The 23210-nt window shown below is 48.8% G+C and carries 13 protein-coding genes and 10 pseudogenes; 10 read left to right on the top strand and 13 right to left on the bottom strand.

Going from position 1 to position 23210, the window contains the following annotated elements; translation table 11 throughout:
* Positions 1-166 precede the first annotated feature (166 nt).
* From KQP84_RS25420 to KQP84_RS25970, 4 genes are all read right to left on the bottom strand, one after another.
* Positions 167-409: a hypothetical protein gene (locus KQP84_RS25420; protein WP_243078040.1), complete on the bottom strand. Its 243-nt coding sequence runs from the start codon at positions 407-409 to the stop codon at positions 167-169.
* 265 nt (positions 410-674) lie between these two features.
* Positions 675-1355 carry an SOS response-associated peptidase family protein gene (locus KQP84_RS13475; protein WP_215846911.1) on the bottom strand — a complete coding sequence of 227 codons (681 nt, stop codon included), beginning with the start codon at positions 1353-1355 and terminating at the stop codon, positions 675-677.
* 177 nt (positions 1356-1532) lie between these two features.
* A complete protein-coding gene (locus KQP84_RS25965; protein ID WP_309140152.1) occupies positions 1533-1832 on the bottom strand; it encodes a CGNR zinc finger domain-containing protein in 300 nt (99 codons plus the stop codon).
* Positions 1829-2119, bottom strand: a complete 291-nt coding sequence (locus tag KQP84_RS25970) for an ABATE domain-containing protein (protein WP_309140153.1) — start codon at positions 2117-2119, stop codon at positions 1829-1831. Before KQP84_RS25970 ends, KQP84_RS25965 begins: the two co-directional genes overlap by 4 nt.
* 283 nt (positions 2120-2402) lie before the next feature.
* Here KQP84_RS25970 and KQP84_RS13485 point away from each other — a divergent pair.
* From KQP84_RS13485 to KQP84_RS13495, 3 genes and pseudogenes are all read left to right on the top strand, one after another.
* Positions 2403-3283, top strand: a pseudogene (locus KQP84_RS13485) (alpha/beta fold hydrolase).
* Positions 3270-3503, top strand: coding sequence for a hypothetical protein (locus tag KQP84_RS13490; protein WP_215846912.1), 234 nt, complete (start codon positions 3270-3272; stop codon positions 3501-3503). The pseudogene KQP84_RS13485 and the gene KQP84_RS13490 overlap by 14 nt, the downstream one beginning before the upstream one ends.
* Before the next feature lie 230 nt (positions 3504-3733).
* Entirely contained in the window at positions 3734-4090 is a 357-nt protein-coding gene (locus tag KQP84_RS13495) for a hypothetical protein (protein WP_215846913.1), read from the top strand.
* Positions 4091-4148: 58 nt separating this feature from the next.
* On the opposite strand, the pseudogene KQP84_RS13500 reads toward KQP84_RS13495, so the two are convergent.
* The 3 genes and pseudogenes from KQP84_RS13500 to KQP84_RS13510 form a co-directional block, all read right to left on the bottom strand.
* Positions 4149-5931: pseudogene (locus KQP84_RS13500) on the bottom strand (sensor domain-containing phosphodiesterase).
* A gap of 309 nt (positions 5932-6240) precedes the next feature.
* Positions 6241-7444, bottom strand: a pseudogene (locus KQP84_RS13505) (FAD-dependent oxidoreductase).
* A 70-nt stretch (positions 7445-7514) separates the two neighbouring features.
* Complete coding sequence (locus KQP84_RS13510) at positions 7515-8039, bottom strand: phenolic acid decarboxylase (RefSeq protein ID WP_252515279.1); 525 nt, start codon at positions 8037-8039, stop codon at positions 7515-7517.
* An 824-nt stretch (positions 8040-8863) separates the two neighbouring features.
* On the opposite strand from KQP84_RS13510, the gene aspT reads away from it, so the two are divergent.
* The 3 genes and pseudogenes from aspT to KQP84_RS13530 all read left to right on the top strand — a co-directional run bounded on the left by aspT (position 8864) and on the right by KQP84_RS13530 (position 12789).
* A complete protein-coding gene (aspT, locus tag KQP84_RS13515; RefSeq protein ID WP_215846914.1) occupies positions 8864-10555 on the top strand; it encodes an aspartate-alanine antiporter in 1692 nt (563 codons plus the stop codon).
* Between the two features lie 42 nt (positions 10556-10597).
* Positions 10598-12192 (top strand): annotated as a pseudogene (locus KQP84_RS25425) (bifunctional aspartate transaminase/aspartate 4-decarboxylase).
* Positions 12193-12531: 339 nt separating this feature from the next.
* Entirely contained in the window at positions 12532-12789 is a 258-nt protein-coding gene (locus tag KQP84_RS13530) for a hypothetical protein (protein WP_215846917.1), read from the top strand.
* 139 nt (positions 12790-12928) lie between these two features.
* On the opposite strand, the pseudogene katE reads toward KQP84_RS13530, so the two are convergent.
* A pseudogene (katE, locus tag KQP84_RS13535) lies at positions 12929-15192 on the bottom strand (catalase HPII).
* A gap of 298 nt (positions 15193-15490) precedes the next feature.
* Positions 15491-16611: pseudogene (gene anmK / locus KQP84_RS13540) on the bottom strand (anhydro-N-acetylmuramic acid kinase).
* 285 nt (positions 16612-16896) lie between these two features.
* Between anmK and KQP84_RS13545 the strand changes: the two are divergent.
* Positions 16897-17363: pseudogene (locus tag KQP84_RS13545) on the top strand (outer membrane lipoprotein).
* Between the two features lie 74 nt (positions 17364-17437).
* Here KQP84_RS13545 and slyA read toward each other — a convergent pair.
* Positions 17438-17875, bottom strand: coding sequence for a transcriptional regulator SlyA (gene slyA, locus KQP84_RS13550; RefSeq protein WP_215846918.1), 438 nt, complete (start codon positions 17873-17875; stop codon positions 17438-17440).
* A 145-nt stretch (positions 17876-18020) separates the two neighbouring features.
* On the opposite strand from slyA, the pseudogene KQP84_RS25975 reads away from it, so the two are divergent.
* The 3 genes and pseudogenes from KQP84_RS25975 to KQP84_RS13565 all read left to right on the top strand — a co-directional run bounded on the left by KQP84_RS25975 (position 18021) and on the right by KQP84_RS13565 (position 21118).
* A pseudogene (locus tag KQP84_RS25975) lies at positions 18021-18259 on the top strand (DUF1656 domain-containing protein).
* Positions 18260-18263: 4 nt separating this feature from the next.
* Positions 18264-19121, top strand: a complete 858-nt coding sequence (locus tag KQP84_RS13560) for an efflux RND transporter periplasmic adaptor subunit (RefSeq protein ID WP_215846919.1) — start codon at positions 18264-18266, stop codon at positions 19119-19121.
* On the top strand, positions 19118-21118 hold the full coding sequence (locus KQP84_RS13565; RefSeq protein ID WP_215846920.1) for an FUSC family protein: 2001 nt from the start codon (positions 19118-19120) through the stop codon (positions 21116-21118). The genes KQP84_RS13560 and KQP84_RS13565 overlap by 4 nt, the downstream gene beginning before the upstream one ends.
* Here the strand turns inward: KQP84_RS13565 and KQP84_RS13570 are convergent, their stop codons facing one another.
* From KQP84_RS13570 to KQP84_RS13580, 3 genes and pseudogenes are all read right to left on the bottom strand, one after another.
* Entirely contained in the window at positions 21119-21586 is a 468-nt protein-coding gene (locus tag KQP84_RS13570; RefSeq protein WP_215846921.1) for a hypothetical protein, read from the bottom strand.
* Between the two features lie 130 nt (positions 21587-21716).
* Positions 21717-22228, bottom strand: a pseudogene (gene sodC, locus KQP84_RS13575) (superoxide dismutase [Cu-Zn] SodC).
* Positions 22229-22310: 82 nt separating this feature from the next.
* A pseudogene (locus tag KQP84_RS13580) lies at positions 22311-23206 on the bottom strand (aldo/keto reductase).
* Positions 23207-23210 lie beyond the last annotated feature (4 nt).

Raw genomic sequence — 23210 nt, forward strand, 5'->3', positions numbered from 1 at the left:
GCATTTTGAAACCACAAACCATGTTGACGGGCTTATGTTTTCTGTGTGCGTTCGCTGTTGCTTGGGTGAGTTAGCTTATCGTGAAGTCAGCAGCAGCCGATGCTGATAAGGCTTACTGAGTGTTCTCGCGTTCATTAAGCTCATCGGCTGCATTGCGTTTTTGGGGTTAGCTTTTGACTTCGACCAGTATCAGCGGGCACTTCTTCACTTTGCATGCCTGCGAATAAGCCAGTGAACAGACAGAACAAAGGTCTCTCATTGATTCATATTCATACTCCATGAAATAACGGAACCGTCCGCCGCAAGAGTCCGTTCTCCAAAATCTTTGCGGCTCAAGAATTTCATCCAACTGCATGAATGTCAGGGCTGATGGGTTATGAAACCCGACTCGTACACGATATGTGGTCATGACCTGATTATTCCTGCACAACCCCTTCCCGGCCAGACGGTATTTATTTTCAATGCGATAGCCTTCGCTTATCAGCTCGGCTGATAGCTAATGCTTGTGGAGAGAACCATTCACCGTTAACGGTTGTTATTGGGCACGGACGGGAATGCGCGTTGAACTGCTGCAGGTAATCAGCACGCTCGGATTATTAGCCACTTTACAGTCGCCTTTTAGCCGCAAAAAAAGGCGTAATCAGGGTAAATTGCGGTGTCGTTTTGATAGGCAATCAAACCAGGGGATGATCAATCCTTTCTACTAACTCTGCCCCCTGATGTTTAATGCTGCCGACGGCTTTATCAACCGGATGCCAGGCAAACGCCTTTTCCGGCAGTGCGGCGTCTTGCGCAATTTCTTCCGCACGTTCAGGCGTTGTTTCAGGGCTTAGCCATTCGGCAACGGCATCCGATGAGAGCACCAAGGGCCGGCGATCGTGAATATCGACCATGCCTTTATTGCTGGCCGCCGTAATAATCACAAAGCCTTCATGACCATGATCTTTGTCGTAAGGCGCTTTGCCGATGGCCGCAAAGAACAGCGGCTGCTTGTTCTGGTGATAGATAAAATAGGGCTGCTTGTGGCTGGCATCTCTTTTCCATTCGAACCAACCGTCAGCAGGTACAACAGCGCGTCCATGGTGCCACAGCGGTTTAAACATACGACCACTCGCTGCCGTTTCGCCGCGCGCGTTGATCAGCGGTTGTTTATGCCACCAATCTGGACCATAACCCCAGTAAACCGGATCCAGATGAAGATGTTCATCTCTTTCATTCAACAGCAAGACTTTAGTGCCAGGTGCAACGTTAAATCGCCCTATTGGCTGCGGGTCGTAAATGATTTCGTCATCTTTGATCTTTAATGCATCAAAATATTCATTTCTGCTGTTGTACTGCGCAAAACGTCCACACATGGTGTTTATTCAACGATGTGATTGCTCAATATTCAAAGCATAGCAAAGCAGAAAATGAATTGGCGTTGAGCATAATTTTCATGAGGCATTATGCATAACGTCGTCACTGGCTGACGGTGTTAAGCCAGAGAATGCGCAGCGTATCGCGAGCCATACGTTGCAGAACAACGACGCCATCTATTTTTGCTGCTGACGGAACCGAGCGACTTTTGCTCGGTTACCGCACAGCGCCATGCTGCACCAGCGGCGGCGATGTGCTTTGGTGCGGTCAAAAAACCAAAGCGTGCATTCTGGATGTTCACATTCACGCACCAAATTGAAATCCTTTTCTGCGAGCAGTGAAGCAGCAAGATCCGCCATCGGCTCCAGCCACTGAGCGGGCGTTTGACTGGCATAAATCCGGGTAATTCTCAGCGAACCCTGTTCGTCCGTGACAAGCTTTTTATAACTGTTTGCCACCGCCAAATAACGGTTCAACTCTTCAGGATGAAGCCGCTCACCATTTTTTTGTGCAATACCAAACGTCTGATCGTTTCGCGCAGTTGGCGCGCTTCCTGCAACAGTGCGCCGGATTCATATTCGGTTGAGTCGGATAGCCCGTTCAACCCAGCTTGTGTGAACCAGGTTTTAACATCGTCATCTGTTTGGAAAAAATCATGCGGTTGTCCATCGACCTGCGCCACTGTATTGATGAAATCAAGCGCAGCATGATCCGCGAGATACCACGGGCCGCTTCTTGAGTGCGTTTGAACAAGAGAAGACATTGAACACCTCAAAACTGTAAAAATCTATCGCCATCGTAACCGATAAAATCCAATTTGAACAGTTACTGCATAGCCTGCTCAACGACTTAACAAATAAAAATAGTGTCTCGATATCTGCATATGCCATTGATTAGCAATATTTTTATAAAATAATTTATATAAGAATCGCTTTGGCAAACTCCGTAACCCTTAAATTAGCAATTGACTGGTTACAACGGGCGCGCATACTGAACACCGTAACCACTAAATCTATTTTTAACAGTTACCCTTAAGGAATATAGCCATGACAATGAATCAGCATTTCCCGGTGCGCTATCAATTTGCCAAAGCCGATGGCGTCCGGGTTTTCTACCGCGAAGCCGGTGAACCTTCTCATCCCACCCTGCTGCTATTACACGGTTTTCCAAGCTCCTCTCACCAGTTTCGTGAGTTGATTCCTTTGCTGGCTGATAAGTTTCATCTGATTGCCCCTGATTTGCCCGGTTTCGGTTTAACTGAAGTTCCTCCAGAACGTCATTATCACTACAGTTTCGATTCACTTGGCCAAACCTTAACGGACTTTGTTGATGTTCTGGGGCTGGAAAGCTATGCGTTATATGTCTTTGATTACGGTGCACCTGCGGGCTTGCGGCTTGCCCTTAATTATCCTGAACGGGTAACGGGTTTCGTTTCGCAAAACGGTAATGCGTATCTGGAAGGGTTAGGTGACGCATGGGCACCGGTTCAAGCTTACTGGGCTAATCCCAGTAAGGAGAATCGCCAGGTTGTTCATGACGCCATATTGAACCTGGAAGGCACGCGTTGGCAGTATCTGCATGGCGTAACAGAGCCGGAACGCGTCGCGCCGGAAGCGTATTATTTGGATGCTTTGTGGCTTGAGCGTCCCGGCAACAAGGAAATTCAGCTCGATCTGTTTCTGGATTATGCAAACAATCTGTCACGTTATCCCGATTTTCAGGCTTTCTTCCGTAAAACGCAGTTACCTGCGCTGATTATTTGGGGGAGCACGATCCCTTCTTTATTCCACCGGGCGCTGAAGCTTACAAGCGTGATAATGCCAATGCGGTGGTTGAGCTGCTGGATACCGGACATTTTGCGCTTGAAACCCATGTTGGTGTGATTGCCAAACGCATCCGCGACGTGCTTGGCGGTGAACAACGTTGATCCTTTTTCTGAAACTGCCGTGCGCGTCATGGCAGTTTTACCGTTAATAAACCCAACCGATAAAGCGATAAATGCGCTCAACGCTTTTTGCTCTGTGACCTACCTAGCAAATAATGCAGATTACCCGTTGACCGTTAACACTCAGGTTATAATTGGTTGGAAGATTATGAAAACCGTTGCCCTTTCGTTATTAGCGTATTCGATGAGAATCTTTTTTTAAAATGACGCATTAATATTATTTTCAATATGTTTAATGTGAAGATTTTTAACAGACGGTGGATAACCATCCTAATAATTACGCTGTTCTTTTTTGCATTGAAAATGCATTGAGCATCAATCCTCAGGCAAAGCATTAAAGATGGATATGTGCTGCCTTCACCTGCCAGATGAATATGCGGTGAAATGACAGCAAAATTAAATAGGTAATTCAGCGATCGCTAGAGGTTTACTATGATCCAGCTCCGAATTCCTTTTCTGGTCATTTCACTTTTACTCACCGGTTGTCAGGTTACACCTGATGACGCAAGAAATAAGCCTGCTGCTTTCCAGATGCATAGCAATAGATCTTCACAGCAATTAAGCGAGTGTATTTATAATGCCTGGTCAACAACTGCCGTTATTGCTAAAGATGAGACATCTCATATCGAAAAAACAGAGCAGGTAATCAGCGTGTATACCTGGGAAGATTCGATGTTTGCTGATATCTATTCAAGAGGAAAAGGGTCTGAAGTGAAATTCTATAAAACCTTTGAAATGGGTGATTCCGTGCAGAGCGATCGTCTGTCACTTCTCAAAGCCTGTCTGTAATGCGGTGAATGGCTGATACGATTCTACGCGCACGGGTACTAACCCGTGCGCGTAGCCATTAGGCTCTTTTTTGATAGAGCCAATGTTCCATATCGCTGGCTGGCAGCGGTTTCGAAAAGAAGTAGCCCTGAATTTGGTCGCAACCATACTCTTTAAGCAGGCGCAAAGTCGCTTCTGTCTCGACCCCTTCGGCTAATACCGTATAGTCCAGCTCTTTTAACATGCGAATAATGCTTTTGACAATAATGTTGGATGGAGCATCATTTCCCAGACGTGTAATTAATGACATATCAATTTTAATGACATCCAACGGAATATCCTGAAGATAACTGATATTGCTATAACCGGTACCAAAGTCATCCAGTGAAATAATAAAGCCGTAGGATTTGAGCGATTCCAACCCTTTAATAGCGACATCGCTTTCAGTGATCAGCTCATTTTCCAGACATTCAATACCAATGAGCGTTCTCGGCAGTTCCGCTGCATCTATTTTTGCTGCTAGCGTGCTGGCAAAATCAGCTTTAGAGAAGTCTTTTTCACTGACGTTAATCGATACGGGAATCAGCGTATACTCGACGTTCCATTTTTTAATTGATCAATGACCCGACTAATAATCCACTCGGTGAGATCAGAGAGTAGGTTGGTTTTTTCGCTAATGGAATAAAATCTGCCGGGAATAATTCCCCTCTTTCAGGATGATTCCAGCGAATCAAGGCTTCGAGTCCCACTGTTTTGCCGGTCTTCAGGCAAACCTTCGGCTGATAAGCAACATACAGGCCCTCGTCCTTTTTCAGCGCCACGGCGAGATCATTCATGATAAGAAAATCATCGGTGTGGCGTGTGTCATAAGATTCATCGAAAGACATCGCGCTAATGTCTTGTCCAATGGCTTCATGCAGCGCACTCACTGCCTGACGTAGTATCTCATTGGCACACATCTCAGCGGGAGTAAACACCGTTTCTCCGGTATAAACCTCCAGTTCAATCGCAATATTTTCGGCCAATTCCGCATTCATACCTTGCAGGAGCTGGCTAACTTTTTCCGCGTTCAAAGCCCCTTCACTCTCCTGAATGATCGCAAAGCGACCTGGAGCAAACGAATAAAGCTTTTTCCCCGCTTGTAAGTGAAGTCGATCGGCCACCAACGAGGCCATCTGCCGGAGCAATTTCTCAACCGGAGCAATGCCTACCGTGCGTGCGAGTTCATAAGAGCGCGGAATATCGATGCAATCGATCAATATCAATCTAAAGGTATGATGAGGCTGATTGACCACAAGTTGCTGAATATCTCTGATCAGCCGTTGGCGGTTAGGCAAATGCGTCATGAAATCTGCGAAACCGGCATGGCTCCAGGCATCCAGAAATGACATCACCAGATTTGCCATTAATTTTAGCGTGGTGAGTTTGGCTTCACTGAATTCGTGAGGTTGCACATCTGTGACGCAAAGCGTTCCCAACGCGGAACCTTCATTATTCATCAGTGAAACGCCCGCATAAAATCGAATATGCGGTTCACCTTCGACAAAAGGATGCGCCGAAAAGCGAGCATCGAGCAGCGTGTCATGAATGACAAGTTGCCCCTCTCCCTCTATCACATGACGACAAAGAGAATCTTCTCGGGTTGACTGTTTAAGCGCAAAATTGCGTGCAGCTTTAATATATTGGTTGTCATCATCAATGATGGAAATGAAACTTCCTGAAATGCCTAGCACTTGTCCGGCCAGATGAACAAACTCTTCCAGCACCAGATCCCTGCTTTCATCAGGTGACATAAGCGCTTTAACCGCTTTGAGACGTCTTTCTTCGTAGCCACTTTGATTACTTTGCACTGAAGCCTCCATCGACTGCGGGCGAAAAACACAAAAAATTAACGCCAAAAATAGAGGAAGAAAATAGCATCCACTTCTATTAGTTTATGCGCGAAACTGTATCACAGGCTCCGCAATTCCTTACTAACATTTACATCTGAATCAAGACGATTCGTATTTCACCCAAGTCAAAAGAATTATAGATCCACTGTCGTCAGGATTTCATTGAAAAAACGCTTTATGCGCAAAAAAGGTTAAACGATTCAGCCTGCTCCAACCCTCTACATGAAAGGGTATATGCAGCGAGCTAAAAAGAGGTGTACATGCCCTGTCAGCCCTGTTTTATCGAAAGTTTTGCGGCTTTTCCGTTCTGAATCCCAACCCAATCAGCCGGCCGAAAACGAAGCGCAGAAAAGGAAGGCGGCGAATCAGGGTGGGCATCTTGCTTTTACCCGTGGATTTTCCCTTGTTGCTGCTCATTTTTATCTGCAGAAATTGGGTAGCAACCGTAGGGAACTGCCGCCGCTTCTGTACTTTCTCCAGATCGCGCAGTTGCACTTCGCCCTTTAGCAACGGCGCGGTTAACGCGTTGGCCGTCGCAACGGCATCCTGAATGGCCAGATTGACACCGACACCACCAATGGGCGACATCGCATGTGCCGCATCGCCGATGCAAAGCACGCCGGGCTTCATCCATTTATCAAGCCGGTCAATGCGGATAGAAAGCAGCTTGAGCTGATCCCACTCAACGAGTTCATTCATACGCGTTTCGGAAAAAGGGGCGACCGACGCAATGCTCTTTTTAACGCGGGCAGACCCGCCGATTTCAATGCAGTGAAATGGTCTTTCGGAATGGTATAGCCGCATTGCCAGTTATCGCCGCGATCGATGATGATGAAATTTTGACGCGGGCCTTTGTGTCCCATTTCCCATTTCGGATCGCCCTGCTGTTTACGCAAGCTAAACCAAATGACATCGCGTGATGCACCGAATACCCGGCTTGTCAGACCGGTTTTTCTCTGACCGCTGAACGACGTCCATCGGCGCCAATTACTACGCGTGCACGAATAGCGAACAGCCGATGTTCTGCTGAGGCCTTTACCCCGCAAACCGCCTCTTTTTCATACAGGAAGTCATCAAACCGGGTCGATTTAAGCAAAGTAAAGCTGGGGAATTGGGCACTTTTCTCTGCCAGAAAATTCAGGAAATCCCACTGTGGCATAAAAGCAATAAAGCGGCACTTTACCGGCAGACGTGAAAAGTCAGCCATGGTGACTTCTTGCCCCGCCACTTCTGCCTGAAGTTTTTCCGCGCGTTGATGAGGTAACTTAAGCAACGCTTCAAGTAACCCAAGGTGATGCATGATTTGCAACGTAGAGGGGTGAATGGTGTCGCCGCGAAAGTCGCGCAGGAAATCGGGATGTTTTTCGATCACCACAACGCGCAAGCCTGCGCGGGCAAGCAGGTAGCCAAGCATCAAACCTGCCGGGCCAGCGCCGACGATACAACAATCAGAGGAGATGATTTCAGTAGAGGATGACTTCATAGCGAATCCTTCATTTTGTATGAAGTCAGTTTATGATAATAATTATCATTTAGACAAGGAGAGAGTCAGCTTACTTTCCTTCAAAAAAGTCTTCCGGCAGCTGACCGGGCGCCATATTAATGACGTCGTCATTATCAGCCCCTTCATTTTTCATATAGGTTACCTGAGCAAATTCAGGAATGATCACATAGGGGTAAGCCGGTCCTTCATCTCTAAAACGATGCATATCATCAATGAACTCATTCTGATAGCAGATGGTTTTTTCGGGATGTTGCCCTTCTCCGGCTATCCATTGCGGAAAGAATATCGTGCCATGCACAATCTTCCTGTTCAGGTCAAACAGCAGACTCACGCATGTGCCTGTGGGTTCGTGCCAGTCAGCTTTAAAAATACCCGGTGCAAACTGTACAGCATGCATTTTTTGGTTAGTTACCCACCTGCCACCTACCAAGCCTTGGTGAATTCGATAATCACAAGTGTTGTCATTGCGCGCATACCATTCATATTTCCAGCCATTATCATAAGTATAAACAAAATGTGTACCAACAAAGTTCGACAAATCATTTGATATAGTTTGATTAGGATCAATAGACATAGAACGCCTCATTTACGCCAGGTGAAAGGTTATGTTTAGCGCCTGATAGCGCTAACGCCGAGAAATAAAAAGATGCTTTTTATACTGATAGCTGCATTACGCATTAACGCAGGCACTGATGTTAAAAACACAATAAATTTCGATCCAGTCAAAAAAACAAGCAACAGTTAGATCAGCATTTATGCATTACTTTATAACCGAATAATTTTTAATGGGTATAAATATTCTTAACGTAATAGTTTGTAACTAAATTGATAAGTAGTATTTTAATTATACTTTTTAAACCCACTCTTTGATGACGGTTTTATTACAAATAAAATACAAATGTTATTGAAACTTAAAGAAAAAAGTAACTTAAACATAATATCAATGACATTGAAATTTATATAAACCTACTGGCAAGCGTTAATTCAGCCGTGCCCTTTTCGCCTTTATTTTTGTCAGGTTAATCCCATCAAGTGATACCTCAGGCAGTCTCATTTATGGGGTTCGAACTGTGACCGTCATTCCAAAATAATTGAAAAACAGCAATAAAATCTGGCCCTGAACATAACTAACAGGACGTATATCGCCGAATAAAATTATAGGTTCACCCTTGTTAAAATCAGTCTGTTTTAGAAATCATAATAGAACGCCCTGCAATTTCCACATCAAGCTGAAATAAAAAATATTAATCTAACAGAGCGAATTTTATTTGTAATGCTAACAGATGCAGCTACCCTGTTTAGGGTGTTATTAATAATGAAACCCTTTAATGAATATATTTTCTTCAGGCATAGCATTGCCTGTAGAACCCCATGAACCGTATTGCAGGATACCCTTCTATGAACTTGCTTCATGAAGTATTTCGTCTGTCGCCGGAACTCGCCCTGTTTCTTTCGCTCGCTATCGGCACATGGATTGGTAAGTTCAAACTGGGCGCTTTTCAGCTGGGCGGCGTGGCCGGTGCGCTGCTGGTTGCCGTGTTGATTAGCCAGGTTGGAGTCACCATCGACAGTGGCATTAAAAATGTCCTGTTTGCCGTTTTTATCTATGCGGTAGGTTTTGAAAGCGGTCCTAAATTCTTCTCCTCATTAGGGCGACGGACGATTCGGGAAATTGCTCTGGCGCTGATTCTGGTTATCTCGTCATTGGTTACCATAGTGGCGATGGCCAAAGTGTTTGCGTTGGATAAAGGCATCGCGGCAGGTATTGCTGCGGGTGCACTTACCCAATCGGCCATCATCGGCACGGCCAGTGCGGCGATAGCCAAACTGGGTCTTGATCCAACACAGCTGCAACAAATGCAGGGTAATGTCGCTGTTGGCTATGCGGTGACATACATATTTGGATCGTTGGGCGCCATCATCATCTGCGTGAACATCCTGCCAAGGATCATGGGTCGTTCCATACGTGAAGATGCCCTCAAGGCAGAACTTGAACTGATGCAGGGAACCACGGTGCTTGCACCCGGTCAGGAGCCAGCGCTGCCCGAATTAGTCGGACGGGTATTTCTCGCTGGGCCGGCTGGAGGCAAGACCATTGCAGAAATTGAGGCCAGCGCAGATCCCCTTTTTCCCGTCACGTTAGAGCGTTTAAAACGCAACGATAAGGTGATTGCTGTCACACCTGAAATGCGGTTGAACGAGACCGATGTGTTGCTGTTAGTGGGTCGCCGTAAAGGCATTATTTCTCTCGCCCCTTCCTTCGGAAAAGAACTGGCTGCGGATGAAGGGCCAGAGATGACCATGCAAACTACGGATACCCTGCTGACAAATCCCTCGCTAGTGGGAAAACGCATTGGTGAGCTTCGCCATCAAATCTCCGGCGAAGTTCGACACGGCATTTATGTGGCAGCACTTAAGCGCGGGGAAACCCTGGTTCCGGTAAAAGAAGACACCGTCATTCAGCATAATGACGTTGTGACGCTGTACGGCAGCGAACAGGATATTCAACGTGCCGCGACGTTAGCCGGTCCGGTGCTTATTAAAAGTCCCAAGACCGATCTTATGTTTCATGGTTTGGGACTCTCTTTTGGTTTGATTTTGGGCTTGTTGGTGCTGCGCATCGGGGCGGTGCCGCTCACGCTGGGCAGCGGCGGCGGTGCATTACTTTCAGGCCTGCTGTTTGGCTGGTATCAGGCCCGCAAACCGCTTATCGGTAATATGCCGCTTCCCGCTTCAGGCTTACTGCGTGATCTCGGTCTGGCAGGATTTGTTGCTGTAGTGGGGTTGCAATCGGGCCTGCAGGCCGTGCAGACCGTGATGACTAACGGCATTTCAATTTTTTTAATCGGCATTGTGGTGACAGTGGTGCCTTTGATGATCACCCTGCTCATTGGCCGCTACCTTCTGCATTACGACAACACTGCTGTTTTTGCCGGCGCGCTCTCCGGTACGCGCAGCGCGAACCCTGCCTTTGGTGAAATCCTTGATAAGGCGGGCAACTCCATTCCTACCGCGCCGTTTGCGGTGACCTATGGATTGGCAAACGTGTTTCTCACGTTGCTGGGCCCGCTTATTGTTGCGCTGGTCTGACCTTTCCCTGTACGTAAATGCTTCCTTCAGGAGAGTATTATCATGTCCAATCCTTACGAGAAATATGCATCACTTAGCCCCTTTGAACTCAAGGACGCGCTGATTGAGCTGGCCTCAAGCAAATCCGACCGCCTAATGCTCAATGCGGGCCGGGGCAATCCTAATTTCCTTGCCACTCTGCCTCGGCGTGCCTTTTGGCGACTCGGGCTGTTTGCAACCGAAGAGGCGGAGCTTTCTTACTCTTATCTGCCTCATGGCATTGGTGGCCTGCCGCGTCTTGAAGGCATTGAGGCGCGCTTTGACGCCTATTTGTCACGTGAGCATGAGCATCCTGGTGTCGCCTTTCTCTCACGCGCTGTCAGCTACGTTCGCGATCAGTTAGGTCTTTCAGCTTCAGACTTTCTACATGAGATGGTGGAAGGTATTCTTGGCGCAAATTATCCGGTTCCGCCGCGAATGCTAAGACTCAGCGAAAAAGTGACCCGTGAATATATCGTTAAGGAGATGATAGGCGGGCTTATTTCTGCTGAAGATGTTGATCTGTTCGCTGTGGAAGGTGGCACCGCAGCCATGACCTATTTGTTCAATACGCTGCGAACCAACGGGCTTGTTAAAGCGGGAGATAAGGTGGCGATGGGTGCGCCTATCTTTACGCCTTATATCGAAATTCCACAGCTTGAGGATTACCAGCTGGAGAGTGTGATGATCAACGCCTCTCCTGAAGAAAACTGGCAATACCCGGATGAAGAACTCGATAAGCTATTGGATCCCGACGTGAAGATTTTTTCTGCGTCAATCCCAGCAATCCCGCGTCGGTGAAAATGGACGCGCGCAGCTTAGAAAAGATGAGCAGTATCGTAGAGAAACGGCCCGATCTGATCATCCTTACTGATGATGTCTACGGCACCTTTGCACATAACTTTAAATCTCTGTTTGCTACCTGTCCGCAAAACACAATTCTGGTCTATTCGTTTTCAAAATATTTTGGCGCAACCGGCTGGCGACTGGGCGTGATTGCCACGCATCAACAAAATATTCTTGATGATAAAATCAGCAAACTCAGTGCGGATGAGAAAAAACGGTTAGACGAACGCTATGTTTCACTGACGCCGGATGTGGCTGCACTCCGTTTCCTTGACCGCGTGGTCGCTGACAGTCGCAGCGTGGCGCTGAACCATACCGCTGGCTTATCTACCCCACAACAGGTGCAGATGGTGTTATTCAGTCTGTTTGCATTGATGGATGGCGAAAATGGCTACAAATCTGCCGTGTCCGAAATTATTCGTCGGCGTCAGGCGGTGCTATACCGAGAGTTGGGTATTTCCCATATCGATAATGAGGAAGCGGTAGATTATTACACGTTGCTGGATCTTGAGGCGATCTCGCGTCAGGTTTACGGTGACGAGTTTGCCCAATGGGTCAATAAAACGCTTAACCCAACCGATCTGCTGTTCAAGATTGCAGAGCAAACCGGCATCGTCATGCTGCCAGGCAGAGGATTCGGCACGCAAAAACCCGCAGGACGCATTTCGCTGGCAAACCTCAATGAATATGAGTATGCCGCTATAGGTAAGGCTTTACGCAAGATGATGGAGCAGGCGTATAAAGAATATAGCCTTGCGACTAAGAAAAAATAGCGGAAATAAGGCTAAGTCTGTTTAATGCTAAAAGCGTTATTTTCTGTACGCCATCGACTTAAAAAGCCCGGGAAACCGGGCTTCTCATAAAGCTGCCCTGCGCACTGGATAAAAATGATGGCTAGAGATATTATCCCTAGGTTAATAGCACTGATAATAATGCGCTTATTTATTGAAGCAAGCGCAAGCGGCAATTAACCCGCAAATGCGATCGCCCTTTTCAGCTAAGTCCTTCATTTATCCAGTAATATAATCGTGTGCTATATTATTATGTTATATACCCTGCACAATTAATTTTTAATAATTTGGTAACTCGCTTATTTCAAAGAGGATATTGTTATGCCGCTAGGACAATTTTACATACTGGATAACCCTGACATTGAATTTACAGGAAATTATCACATTGACACGGTGAATGATAAATCCTTCCCCTCGCGGATAGTGCTTGAAATACAGAAACAATCCCAACCAGTGGAGGCGTTCAGTTCAATGAGCATTGGCCAGGATATAACATTTGTTTCCTCAAGCGGCGAAGCCACTCACGTCTACTTGATTAGCGAAACAGAAAACCACTTTATTTTTTCTTCACGCGGGTAATGTCGGCCCTTTAAGCGCGAGACGGCCATAAAAAGTGCCCTGATAAGGTATTAATCGAGTTTACCTGGAAAGGCAGGGGAAATCTGGCGGCAGCGGCTGGCAGAGAAGCAAACAGGGGCGAAAACGCCCCTGTAAACAATTAAGCCGGGACGGAGAGTGCTTTCTGACTGCGTGACCAAACGCGATGTGATGCCATCGCAGAAAGGAATTCATTCATGAACGCATCTTCGGCTTTGCTGTCTTCGATGATTCCCTCTTCAACGTCAGCATCGCCCAAACCAAACTGCGCTTTGAAACGACGGGCATCGCCACTTAAACCGACCACTTTTAAGTGCTTATACGCTTCCAGCAGGAAGTAACGCGCATCACCGCTGAGCAGCAGCGCGTCAATGTTGCCGTCTGGGACGATAACAGCGTCAAAGGTGAGCGAAGGCAAGCCGTTGAACGTTGCGTCGACAGGCAGCACCGAACCATCATCTGCACGAACCTGACCCATGTGCGAAGCCAGCAGTTTTGCATGTACACCCTGCGCTTTCAGTGCCTGCAGAATCGTTAATACATCGGCAGATTTTACCCCATCACTCAGCAGCAGCGCGACCTGGCGGCCTTTGATACTGCCGCCTGGCGTGGCGTAAAGGCTGAGGCTACTGTCTTTGGTCAAGCCATTCACCTCTTTTGGCGGCGCCGTATTCAACTGCTCTTCCGTCAGCGCAATACCAAGATTTTCCGCCACGCCCTGCGCGAGCTTTATATCTATACGCAGCAGATGATCGAGTACACGTTCACGAATATAAGGGCGAGCCACCTTACTCAGCTCGAAAGAATAGGCACCGATAATATGCTGCTGCTCAACAGGCGTCTGGCTTTGCCAGAACAAACGCGGCTGAGAATAATATTCACCGAACGACGCGCTGCGCTCGCGGACCTTATGACCTTCCACGCGTTCCTGATAACTCTCAAAACCGCCCCTTTCGCTGCCGGTGGCGTTTCGCGCGGCCAGTTGTCATTAATGGAGTTAGGTTCATAGTTGGCAGGATTGGTGTCGATCTCCATGCGATGCATGCCCTGACGCTGGAAATTATGGTAAGGGCAAACGGGGCGATTAATCGGAATCTCGTGGAAGTTGGGTCCACCAAGTCGGCTAATTTGCGTATCGGTATAGGAGAAAAGACGGCCCTGCAACAGCGGATCGTTCGTGAAGTCGAGACCGGGAACAATATGACCGGGGTGGAATGCAACCTGTTCAGTTTCAGCAAAGAAATTGTCTGGGTTACGGTTCAGCACCATTTTACCCACCAGCTGAACGGGAACCAGCGCTTCGGGGATCAGCTTGGTGGCATCAAGAAGGTCGAAATCAAACTTAAACTCATCTTCTTCTGGAATCAGCTGTAGCCCCAACTCATATTCTGGGAAATCACCCGCTTCAATCGCTTCCCAGAGATCGCGGCGATGGAAATCAGGATCGCGGCCAGTGAGCTTCTGTGATTCATCCCACAGCAGTGATGCTTTACCCGCTACCGGCTTCCAGTGAAAACGCACAAAGGTCGCTTTGCCTTCGGCATTAATCAGCCGGAAAGTGTGGATACCAAAGCCTTCCATTGTGCGGTAGCTGCGCGGAATACCACGGTCAGACATCGCCCAGATGACGTTGTGCAGCGTTTCGGGTTGCAGCGAAACATAATCCCAGAAGGTGTCATGTGCACTCTGCCCTTGCGGAATTTCATTGTGCGGCTCTGGTTTTACCGCATGGACAAAGTCTGGAAATTTGTGAGCATCCTGGATAAAGAAAACCGGCGTGTTGTTACCGACTAAATCAAAAACGCCCTCTTCAGTATAAAATTTCGTGGCGAAGCCGCGGATATCGCGCACGGTATCGGCCGATCCTGCGCCGCCTTGAACGGTAGAGAAACGAACAAAAACCGGCGTAATCTTGTCGGGATCGTCGAGGAAATCAGCTTTAGTGAGATCTTTTAGTGAGCGGTAAGGCTGAAAATAGCCGTGCGCTGCTGAGCCACGGGCATGGACGATACGCTCCGGGATACGTTCATGGTCAAAATGCGTAATTTTTTCACGTAAAATGAAATCTTCAAGCAGCGTCGGGCCGCGTGTACCGGCGCGCAAGGAATTCTGGTCATCTGAAATTCGTAGGCCCTGATTGGTAGTTAGGGCGGCATTTTCACCGTTTTTTCGGTTAGCAGCTAACTGGTCAAGCTTAGCATTGTGCGTATCAGGCGCCTTAAGACTCCCGGGCGCCGTAGGCTCTTTCCCTGGCGGTGTAGGATGTGAAGAAGGTTGATGTGAAGCATCTTTAGGTGCCAGTGAACCTAACCCTGGTTTAGCAGATTCCGGCCCGGTTGACGGCGCGCGGTGGCTCATCTCTTTATTGTCTTTCTCTTTCGACATTGCGCATTTCTCCTGTAGTTATCGCTTATCACGCGATTAACTATAGAACACCCTTTTGGATACACTGAGAAAGAACAAGGATTTAGTAATTTATCTGGAGGATGTGTTCAATCAGAGTGGGAGACGCGGAATAATGGCGGTTTGCGGAAGGAACGCCCGATAAAGTTTAATGGGCTTCGTTATCTGCAGTAAGCGAGCCATCTGAAAACAGTCAACGTTTTAAGATCGCCCGCAGCGCCAGATAATGCGATTCTTTGGAATAAACTCGTCTGCCTGCGCGTTTACATGATGCTAAAACTCAACGCCGATAGAGAGGGTTTGCGGGATAGATCGCACCCAAAATGCTCTTTTCACGCGCCCCGTTACGGCAGGCAGGTTGCCCGGCATGCCTGACATCGTGCGAAAAGCCAGCCAGGCAAAAGCCAGCGCTTCCATATCATCACCGCTGATGCCTGCTGCATCGGTGGTGGTGACTTCGGTTCCGGGAAGATGTGCCGCAAGACGCGCCATCAACAATGGATTTCGGCTACCGCCACCACACACCATTAACCGATCGCAGCCATCATTGAGTTGAACCTGCTGTGCGATAGTTAATGCCGTGAATTCAGTGAGTGTTGCCTGAACATCTTGAGGGGCCACACCAGGAAAGGCACGCAGATGCTGCTCCAGCCAACCTAAATTAAAATATTCACGCCCGGTGCTTTTGGGCGGCGGTAAAGCCAGCCAGGGTTCGCGCAGTAAATTCTCCAGCAGCGCAGAAATCAGCGTACCGCTTCGGGCCCAGTGTGCATCTTTATCGTAAGGCTTGCCCTGATTGCGCCAAATCCAGGCATCCAGCAGCATATTGCCTGGCCCGGTATCAAAACCACGCACCGGCTGGCCAGGGATCAGTAAAGAGAGATTGGCGATACCGCCAATGTTCAGCACCATGCGACGTTCAGTGGCATCCATTAACAGCGCCTGATGAAAGGCGGGTACCAGCGGCGCGCCTTGTCCACCTAACGCCATATCACGCCGACGAAAATCGCCCACCACGGTAACGCCGGTTGCCGCGACAATCTGATTATTGTCACCAATTTGTAAGGTATTGGGTGCTGCGCTTAGCGGCTCATGCCAAACCGTTTGCCCATGGCAGCCAATAGCGACCACATCGCTGGCTTCCAGCGATTCACGCTGCATTAAGGTCAAGACCGCTTCAGCAAACAGCTTGCCCAGACGTGCATCTAATTGGCCCAACTGCGACAGTGTTAATGTTTGTCCCTGGCAAATCGCCAAAACCTCATGACGCAATGCCTGCGGTATTGGATGGCAGTAGCTCGCCTGTTGTGCAACCATATTTTCATCAATCGCTGCCAGCACGACATCGACACCATCCAGACTGGTGCCGGACATTACGCCAATATAACGTCCTGATTTCATTGTCATTCCTTACTTCCGCCGGGAAGTTCATTGCTGATGTGAGTAGCCTGACAAATTCTGCTGGCTAATTCTATGATTAAATGATTCTTTCTACCGTGACACAGCAGCAAATACCTTAGGGCAACACTATTTTGTCATCGATTGAATTATTGTTGACGCCTCGTAGTCTATGCTTCCGCCAACCGCGTTTTTTTCGGACTAAGATTAATTTGCCAGGTTTGTGCTTATACTGTTTTCAGGATATCGCGATAAACGTGGCGCATTCTCGATTAAAGGAGTTTTTAAATGATTAAGCGTGTAATTGTGGTCGCTTTGACCGGTGTGATGCTGGCAGGTTGTAGCAATACAGATACCTTGTCAGGTGATACCTATAGCGCAAATGAAGCTAAACAGGTCCAGAGCGTTTCTTACGGCACCTTGGTTTCTGTCCGCCCGGTTAAGATTCAGGGTGGCGATGAGAATAACGTAATTGGTGCGATCGGGGTGCTGTGCTGGGCGGTTTCCTGGGCAATACCATCGGCGGCGGCACGGGTCGCAGCCTGGCAACAGCCGGTGGTGCGGTATTAGGCGGCGTAGCGGGTCAAGGCGTGCAAGGTGCGGTTAACAAAGCCGACGGCGTTGAGCTTGAAATTCGCAAAGATGACGGCAACACCATCATGGTGGTGCAAAAACAAGCCGCCACGCGCTACTCAGTGGGTCAACGCGTCGTAATGGCGTCGAATGGCAGCCAGATTACTGTTTCACCTCGCTAAACAATGCATAAAAAAACCGACGCCGGGCGTCGGTTTTTTTACTGCTCGCGTGACTCCTCATACGACTTTCCGCATTATTTCTCGCGATTCTGCAGTTCCAGAATGTTTTTTTCGAGTCGGGTGATCAGCGTTACCATCTGCGTAATCTCATCGCGACTGATTCCTGCAAGAATATCGTCGCGGGTTGCATCGATCACATTTTCAACTTTTTCGATAATCGGCTCAGCCTGACGTGTCAGTTTAATGCGTTTGGCACGGCGGTCATTGGCGCACGTCGAACGGGTAATGAGCCCTTTTTCTTCAAGCTGATCAAGCGTACGAACCAGCGATGGCTGTTCGATACCAATGGCTTTGGCTAATTGAATTTGCGACTGCTCTGGCGGCAGTTGATGAATATTGTGCAACGTCACCCAGTGAGTTTGGGTCAGCTCAAGCGGTTTTAAACGCTGATCAATCAACGCGCGCCAGATGCGCACCAGGCGAGATAAATCCGTTCCGAGGGGCGTATCCATTTCATCTCCTTATAATTAGCTTGCTAGCTATCAAGCCAGATTTTACACTATTTTGCGAGGTTAAAGGACAAATTACAAATCTCAGGCCAAGTCGCTGCCTCTCATCTACGCTTTTTGAGACAGACACCTGGGTTTACAAAGGATGATGAACGTGCCCACATCTCATTTTGCTGGCGCCAAACCGCTTACTGACTGGTTTTTGGTGCTTCACTCTTCTTTCCTCCTCTTTAAAGCGGTGCTACTTGGCTTCTTTTTTGGTTGCTCATCCATCCCTTGATACGCGGTTGGGTTTATTCGGGCGATGTTTGGCATCCCACTTTATTCGATCTCTCGCTGTTTGTGCTGTGCGTTACCGCTGCACTTTGGATTATTGGTCACGGATAATTATATGAAATTCAATGCGGTAAAGTATTTCTCAACCCTGATTGTCTTCACCTTAGCCCTGCTGGCAGGTTGGTGGATTTGGAATTACTACATGCAGTCACCGTGGACACGAGATGGCAAAGTGCGCGCTGAGCTGGTGGATATTACACCGCAGGTTTCAGGACGCATTGTGAGCCTCGCGGTGAAAGACAACCAGTTCGTGCATAAAGGCCAGCAACTGCTCACTCTCGATACCGTGCCATGGGAAATCGCGCTGCATAATGCGGAGGCGCAGTTAAACAAAGCGCAGGCCGATCTCGCTAAAGCGCAACATGAAGCTAATCGCCGTGCCAGCCTGCCGCGCAACGTGATTTCTGCCGAAGATTTAGATGCCTATCGTTTGAGCGCCAATGCCATGGCGGCAAGTGCCAAAGCTGCGCAGGCGGCGTTGGATCAAGCGCGCTGGAACCTCCAGCAAACCACCGTTACCGCGCCAACCGACGGCTGGATCAGTAACCTCACTTTGCGTCCAGGGAATTACGCCACTGCCGGAACGCCGCTGTTTGCGCTGGTCGACAGCCACTCTTACTACGTAATGGGCTATTTTGAAGAGACCAAACTGCGTCATATTCGTCCCGGCGCAGCGGCGCAAATTGTGCTGTACAGCAATGGCGCACGCTTGCAAGGCGAAGTCGAAAGCATTGGTCGCGCCATTTATGATCAAAGTATTGATACGGATAGCCAGCTGGTTCCTGATATCAAACCCAACGTGCCGTGGGTACGGCTTGCGCAGCGCGTACCGGTGCGTATTCGCCTCGCCGCGATTCCCGATAACGTTCCATTAGTTGCAGGTACAACCTGCACAATCAACATTCAGCCATGAACTTTCAGTGGCTCGCCTGGGATCAATTGCCCTGGATAAAAGCTAACGCGAATCAGTGGCGCTATGCGTTACGAAATGCGCTGGCAATGTGTATGGCGTTGAGCATTGCGTATGGACTGGAGCTGGATGAGCCTTACTGGGCAATGACTTCAGCTGCTGTGATTAGCTTTCCTACCGTCGGCGGTGCGATCAGTAAAAGTCTTGGGCGTATTGTTGGCAGCTTGCTTGGTGCAACAGCTGCACTGCTGATTGCGGGTCATACACTGAACGAACCCTGGCTTTTTACCTTTGCTATTGCGGGTTGGCTGGCTTTTTGTACCTGGATCGCCAATCACTATCAAAATAACGTCGCCTACGCTTTTTCGCTGGCGGGCTATACCGCTGCAATTATTGCCTTTAGCAGCGTTGATATTACCGATGTGTCTGATCTCTGGACTATTACGCAGGCGCGGGTCTGTGAAGTGATTTCAGGCATTTTATGTGCCGGATTTATGATGATGGTGTTACCCAGCACCTCCGACGGCGATGCCCTTATGAATTCGCTGAAACAGATGCACGCGCGTTTGCTGGATCATGCCATCCTGCTGCTACAGCAGAATGATGCCGATAATGTGCGAACGGCACATGAAAACGTCATTAGCCAGATCCTGACCATGAATTTATTGCGCATTCAGGCCTTCTGGAGTCATTACCGCTATCGACGGCAGAACAATGTACTGAACTATGTACTGCATCAGCAATTGCGCCTGACCAGCGTGCTCTCAAGTTTACGCCGTATGTTATTGAACTGGCCGGACGCTCCCGCAGCGCTTTACGCTGCTATGCAGCAACTCACAGAAGAGTTGGCCACGCCGCACTGCAATAAATATCGTCTGGCACAAATACTGCGCACTATCACCCCCGCCGCAGACGGTGATTATCGTCAGCGCGCATTCTGCCAGCGCCTGCGCTACTTCTGCTGGATGTACTTAAACGTTTCGCGTTGGATCCGCTTACTTGAACACGCCGATGCTGACACCCGTTTTCAGCCGCCGCGCGTGGCTTCGCTGGCCCGTGAAAGCGACAGCGCTGAGGCGGGCTGGAGCGCGCTTCGCACCTTTAGCGTCATCGTATTAGGCTGTGCTTTCTGGATTAACACCCAATGGTCATCTGGCGCGTCTGCCTTGACCTTAACGGCCATCGCCTGTGTGCTCTACTCTTCCGCCCCTTCGCCCAGTGGCAGCGTGAGCTTGTTACTGAAAACGCTGCTGTGGCTGTTCGTGTTCAGCTTTGTGATGAAGTTTGGCTTTATGGTGCAGATCAATCAGCTGTGGCAATTTCTGCTGTTGCTGTTTCCGCTCCTGATCACTTTGCAACTCTTTAAGCTGCAACAAAAACAGCGGGCAGGCATGTGGGGGCAATTTATTGTCTTTATGGGATCGTTTATTGCTGTGACCAATCCACCCAGTTGGGATTACGCAGACTTCTTCAATGACAACATTGCGAAAGTCTGTGGTGTATTACTGGCATGGTTGGCGTTTCAGATTTTACGACCGAGTTCGGATGCACGGCGCAGTCGCCGTCATATTCGTGCGCTACGCGTGGCGTTTCTCGATCAGCTACGACGGCGGCCGCGCTTAAGCGAAGATCGGTTTGAGTCACAAATTTATCACCACATCAGCCAACTGAGTAACAGTCGTGATGAGCAGGCGCGCGTCTGGTTACTGCGCTGGGGCGTGGTTTTGCTTAACTGTTCGCACATCGTCTGGCAATTACGTGACTGGCAGCCTTCATCACCCTCGCTTGGGCAAATACGCGAGGGCAGTCTGCATAATTTACAGCAAATTATCAGCAGCCATGGTGTGCGGCATGGCTCGCTCGACAATACGCTGGATGAACTGGCCACGACTATTGATAAGCTACTGACGGAAGAAAACAGTGAGGCCAATACATTAGCGGGAATTCTCTGGCGTTTACGCTGTTCTTTGGCACAACTTAAACAGGCTGTACCTGATTAATTACCGGCAATATTGCTGCTGTTGGCGGCTAAATTCATCCTGCAATTGCTGCAACGTTTTGTGCCCTTCGAAACGCGTTTTGTCCACTTCCGCCATCGGCTGAATCACCAGCGCTTTCTCATCAGGTGAAAAGATAAAGCGCCTGATAATAGCGGTACCGGTAAAGCTTTTGCCTTCAATTCCGCCGCACACCATGGTCATGGCGCGGTGCGTGATGGTGGTATCAGTGAAATTGGTTTCAGTGGCGCTGCGCAACACATCCTGACAGCCTTTGGCTTCCAGCTTGCGCACGGTGTTTTTGCTCAGCCACTCACGGCCTTTAGCAATATTTTCGCAGACACCGCGCATCGGATTAGTATCGATGGTGCGTTGAAGTTGCCGCCCAGTTTCGGTCACCAACTGCGTGTCATTAGGTTGATCGCATCCCACTAGCAGCAGACACAATAATAATGCGCCCGATTGTTTCATTCACCTGCTCCTTAGCTCATCAACCTTTCTTACTTGAATCAATATCATAGGGGGAACTGTTTATGATGATAGCGCTAAAGAGTAAACAACGTAGAGGAAAGCAGGCGGCAAAGGCTAGCCGCCCGTAAAGTCAGATTACGCCGCAGGCATAACGTGCCCCGCCGCCGCCCAAAGGCTTAGGATGGTCAGCATGATTGTCACCGCCTACATGTACCATCAATGCTTTACCTTTGACCTCGCTGAGCGATTTGATCCGCGGTGCCAGCACCGGATAATTGGCCATGCCTTTATCATCAACATAAACAGCCGGTAAATCGCCTAAATGGCCTTCACCGTATGGGCCGAGGTGTTTACCTGTGTTGGCGGGATCCAAATGCCCACCCGCTGCACCGGCCGCTACCGTTTTGCCTTCAGAAGGCCCCGGTTCACAGCTCCTTTAGCATGAACATGGAAACCATGAATACCGGGTGTTAATCCCTGTAATTTAGGGGTGAACTGTAAACCATACTGCGTTTCTTCGATTGTCACTGTACCAACCGTTTTACCGATGCCTTCAGCCGTAACCTGATGGAGGGTGACCTGCTCTGAAGCCGCTTGTGCTGCGCCACACGTTAATATTGCCAATAACGCTATCGTTTTCATTGTTACTCCTTTTACATTCCAGGGTTCCATAAGCCTGGCCTTAGATGCGTTATCTTGCTCAAGTTTGACGCAATTTTACGCTTTAGGGCACGTCGTAACCCAGCGCCGCTTTACGAATGCGGAACCATTGCTGGCGATTCATCTTCAATTGCACAGCACCTGCAGCTTCGCTAACGCGTTGTGTTTTACCCGAACCAATGATGGGCAATGGCTTGCTGGGCAGCATCATCACCCAGGCATACACCACCTGTTCCAGACTTGACGCACCTATCTCCTGCCGCACCGTTTCGAGTTCATCACGCAGCGGTTGATAATGTGGATCGCTGAATAAAAGTCCACCCCCAAACATGACCAGGCCATTGGGCGAATGCGATGTTGTTGGCATTGATCCAACGATCCATCCAGTAACACACTTTGCTGAACCGGCGATATTTCTAATTGGTTTGTCACTAAAGAGAAAGGCAAGCGCGTTTGCAATAGCGTGAGCTGTGTAGGTGTAAAGTTGGAGACGCCAAAATGCAGCACCTTACCGCTCTGATGCAGCGCAATGAACGCTTCAGCGACTTCATCTGCATCCATTAACGGATCGGGACGGTGAATCAATAACAGATCTAAATAATCGGTCGCTAAATGGCTGAGTGATTTTTCAGCGCTGCTCAGGATGTGGGATTTGTCAGTATTGTAGTGACCAATGTGGTGCTCTGGCTTAGCGCGCGTGGCGATACCGCATTTAGTGACGATCTGCATCTGTTTGCGTAATGCTGGCGCCAGTTTCATCGCTTCACCGAAGGCAGCCTCACAGCGATATTCACCGTATATATCGGCGTGATCAACAGTGGTAATGCCTAACGCAAGATGGTGTTCTATAAAGGCCACCCGCTGCTGCGGCGTCATGTCCCATTCCATCAGGCGCCAATAGCCCATAATTAGCGGCGAAAAAGTGGGTCCGTGCGGTGCGATCAATTGCGGTTCTAACATCGTG

The sequence above is a fragment of the Candidatus Pantoea bituminis genome (assembly GCF_018842675.1).
In the GTDB taxonomy this organism is placed as follows: Bacteria; Pseudomonadota; Gammaproteobacteria; order Enterobacterales; family Enterobacteriaceae; genus Pantoea; species Pantoea phytostimulans.

Bases quoted from the DNA above. Each gene is read 5' to 3' on its own strand.
- KQP84_RS25420 (WP_243078040.1), bottom strand. From the start codon at position 409: ATGACCACATATCGTGTACGAGTCGGGTTTCATAACCCATCAGCCCTG.
- KQP84_RS13475 (WP_215846911.1), bottom strand. From the start codon at position 1,355: ATGTGTGGACGTTTTGCGCAGTACAACAGCAGAAATGAATATTTTGAT.
- KQP84_RS25970 (WP_309140153.1), bottom strand. From the start codon at position 2,119: ATGTCTTCTCTTGTTCAAACGCACTCAAGAAGCGGCCCGTGGTATCTC.
- KQP84_RS13495 (WP_215846913.1), top strand. From the start codon at position 3,734: ATGATCCAGCTCCGAATTCCTTTTCTGGTCATTTCACTTTTACTCACC.
- KQP84_RS13510 (WP_252515279.1), bottom strand. From the start codon at position 8,039: ATGTCTATTGATCCTAATCAAACTATATCAAATGATTTGTCGAACTTT.
- aspT (WP_215846914.1), top strand. From the start codon at position 8,864: ATGAACTTGCTTCATGAAGTATTTCGTCTGTCGCCGGAACTCGCCCTG.
- KQP84_RS13530 (WP_215846917.1), top strand. From the start codon at position 12,532: ATGCCGCTAGGACAATTTTACATACTGGATAACCCTGACATTGAATTT.
- slyA (WP_215846918.1), bottom strand. From the start codon at position 17,875: ATGGATACGCCCCTCGGAACGGATTTATCTCGCCTGGTGCGCATCTGG.
- KQP84_RS13560 (WP_215846919.1), top strand. From the start codon at position 18,264: ATGAAATTCAATGCGGTAAAGTATTTCTCAACCCTGATTGTCTTCACC.
- KQP84_RS13565 (WP_215846920.1), top strand. From the start codon at position 19,118: ATGAACTTTCAGTGGCTCGCCTGGGATCAATTGCCCTGGATAAAAGCT.
- KQP84_RS13570 (WP_215846921.1), bottom strand. From the start codon at position 21,586: ATGAAACAATCGGGCGCATTATTATTGTGTCTGCTGCTAGTGGGATGC.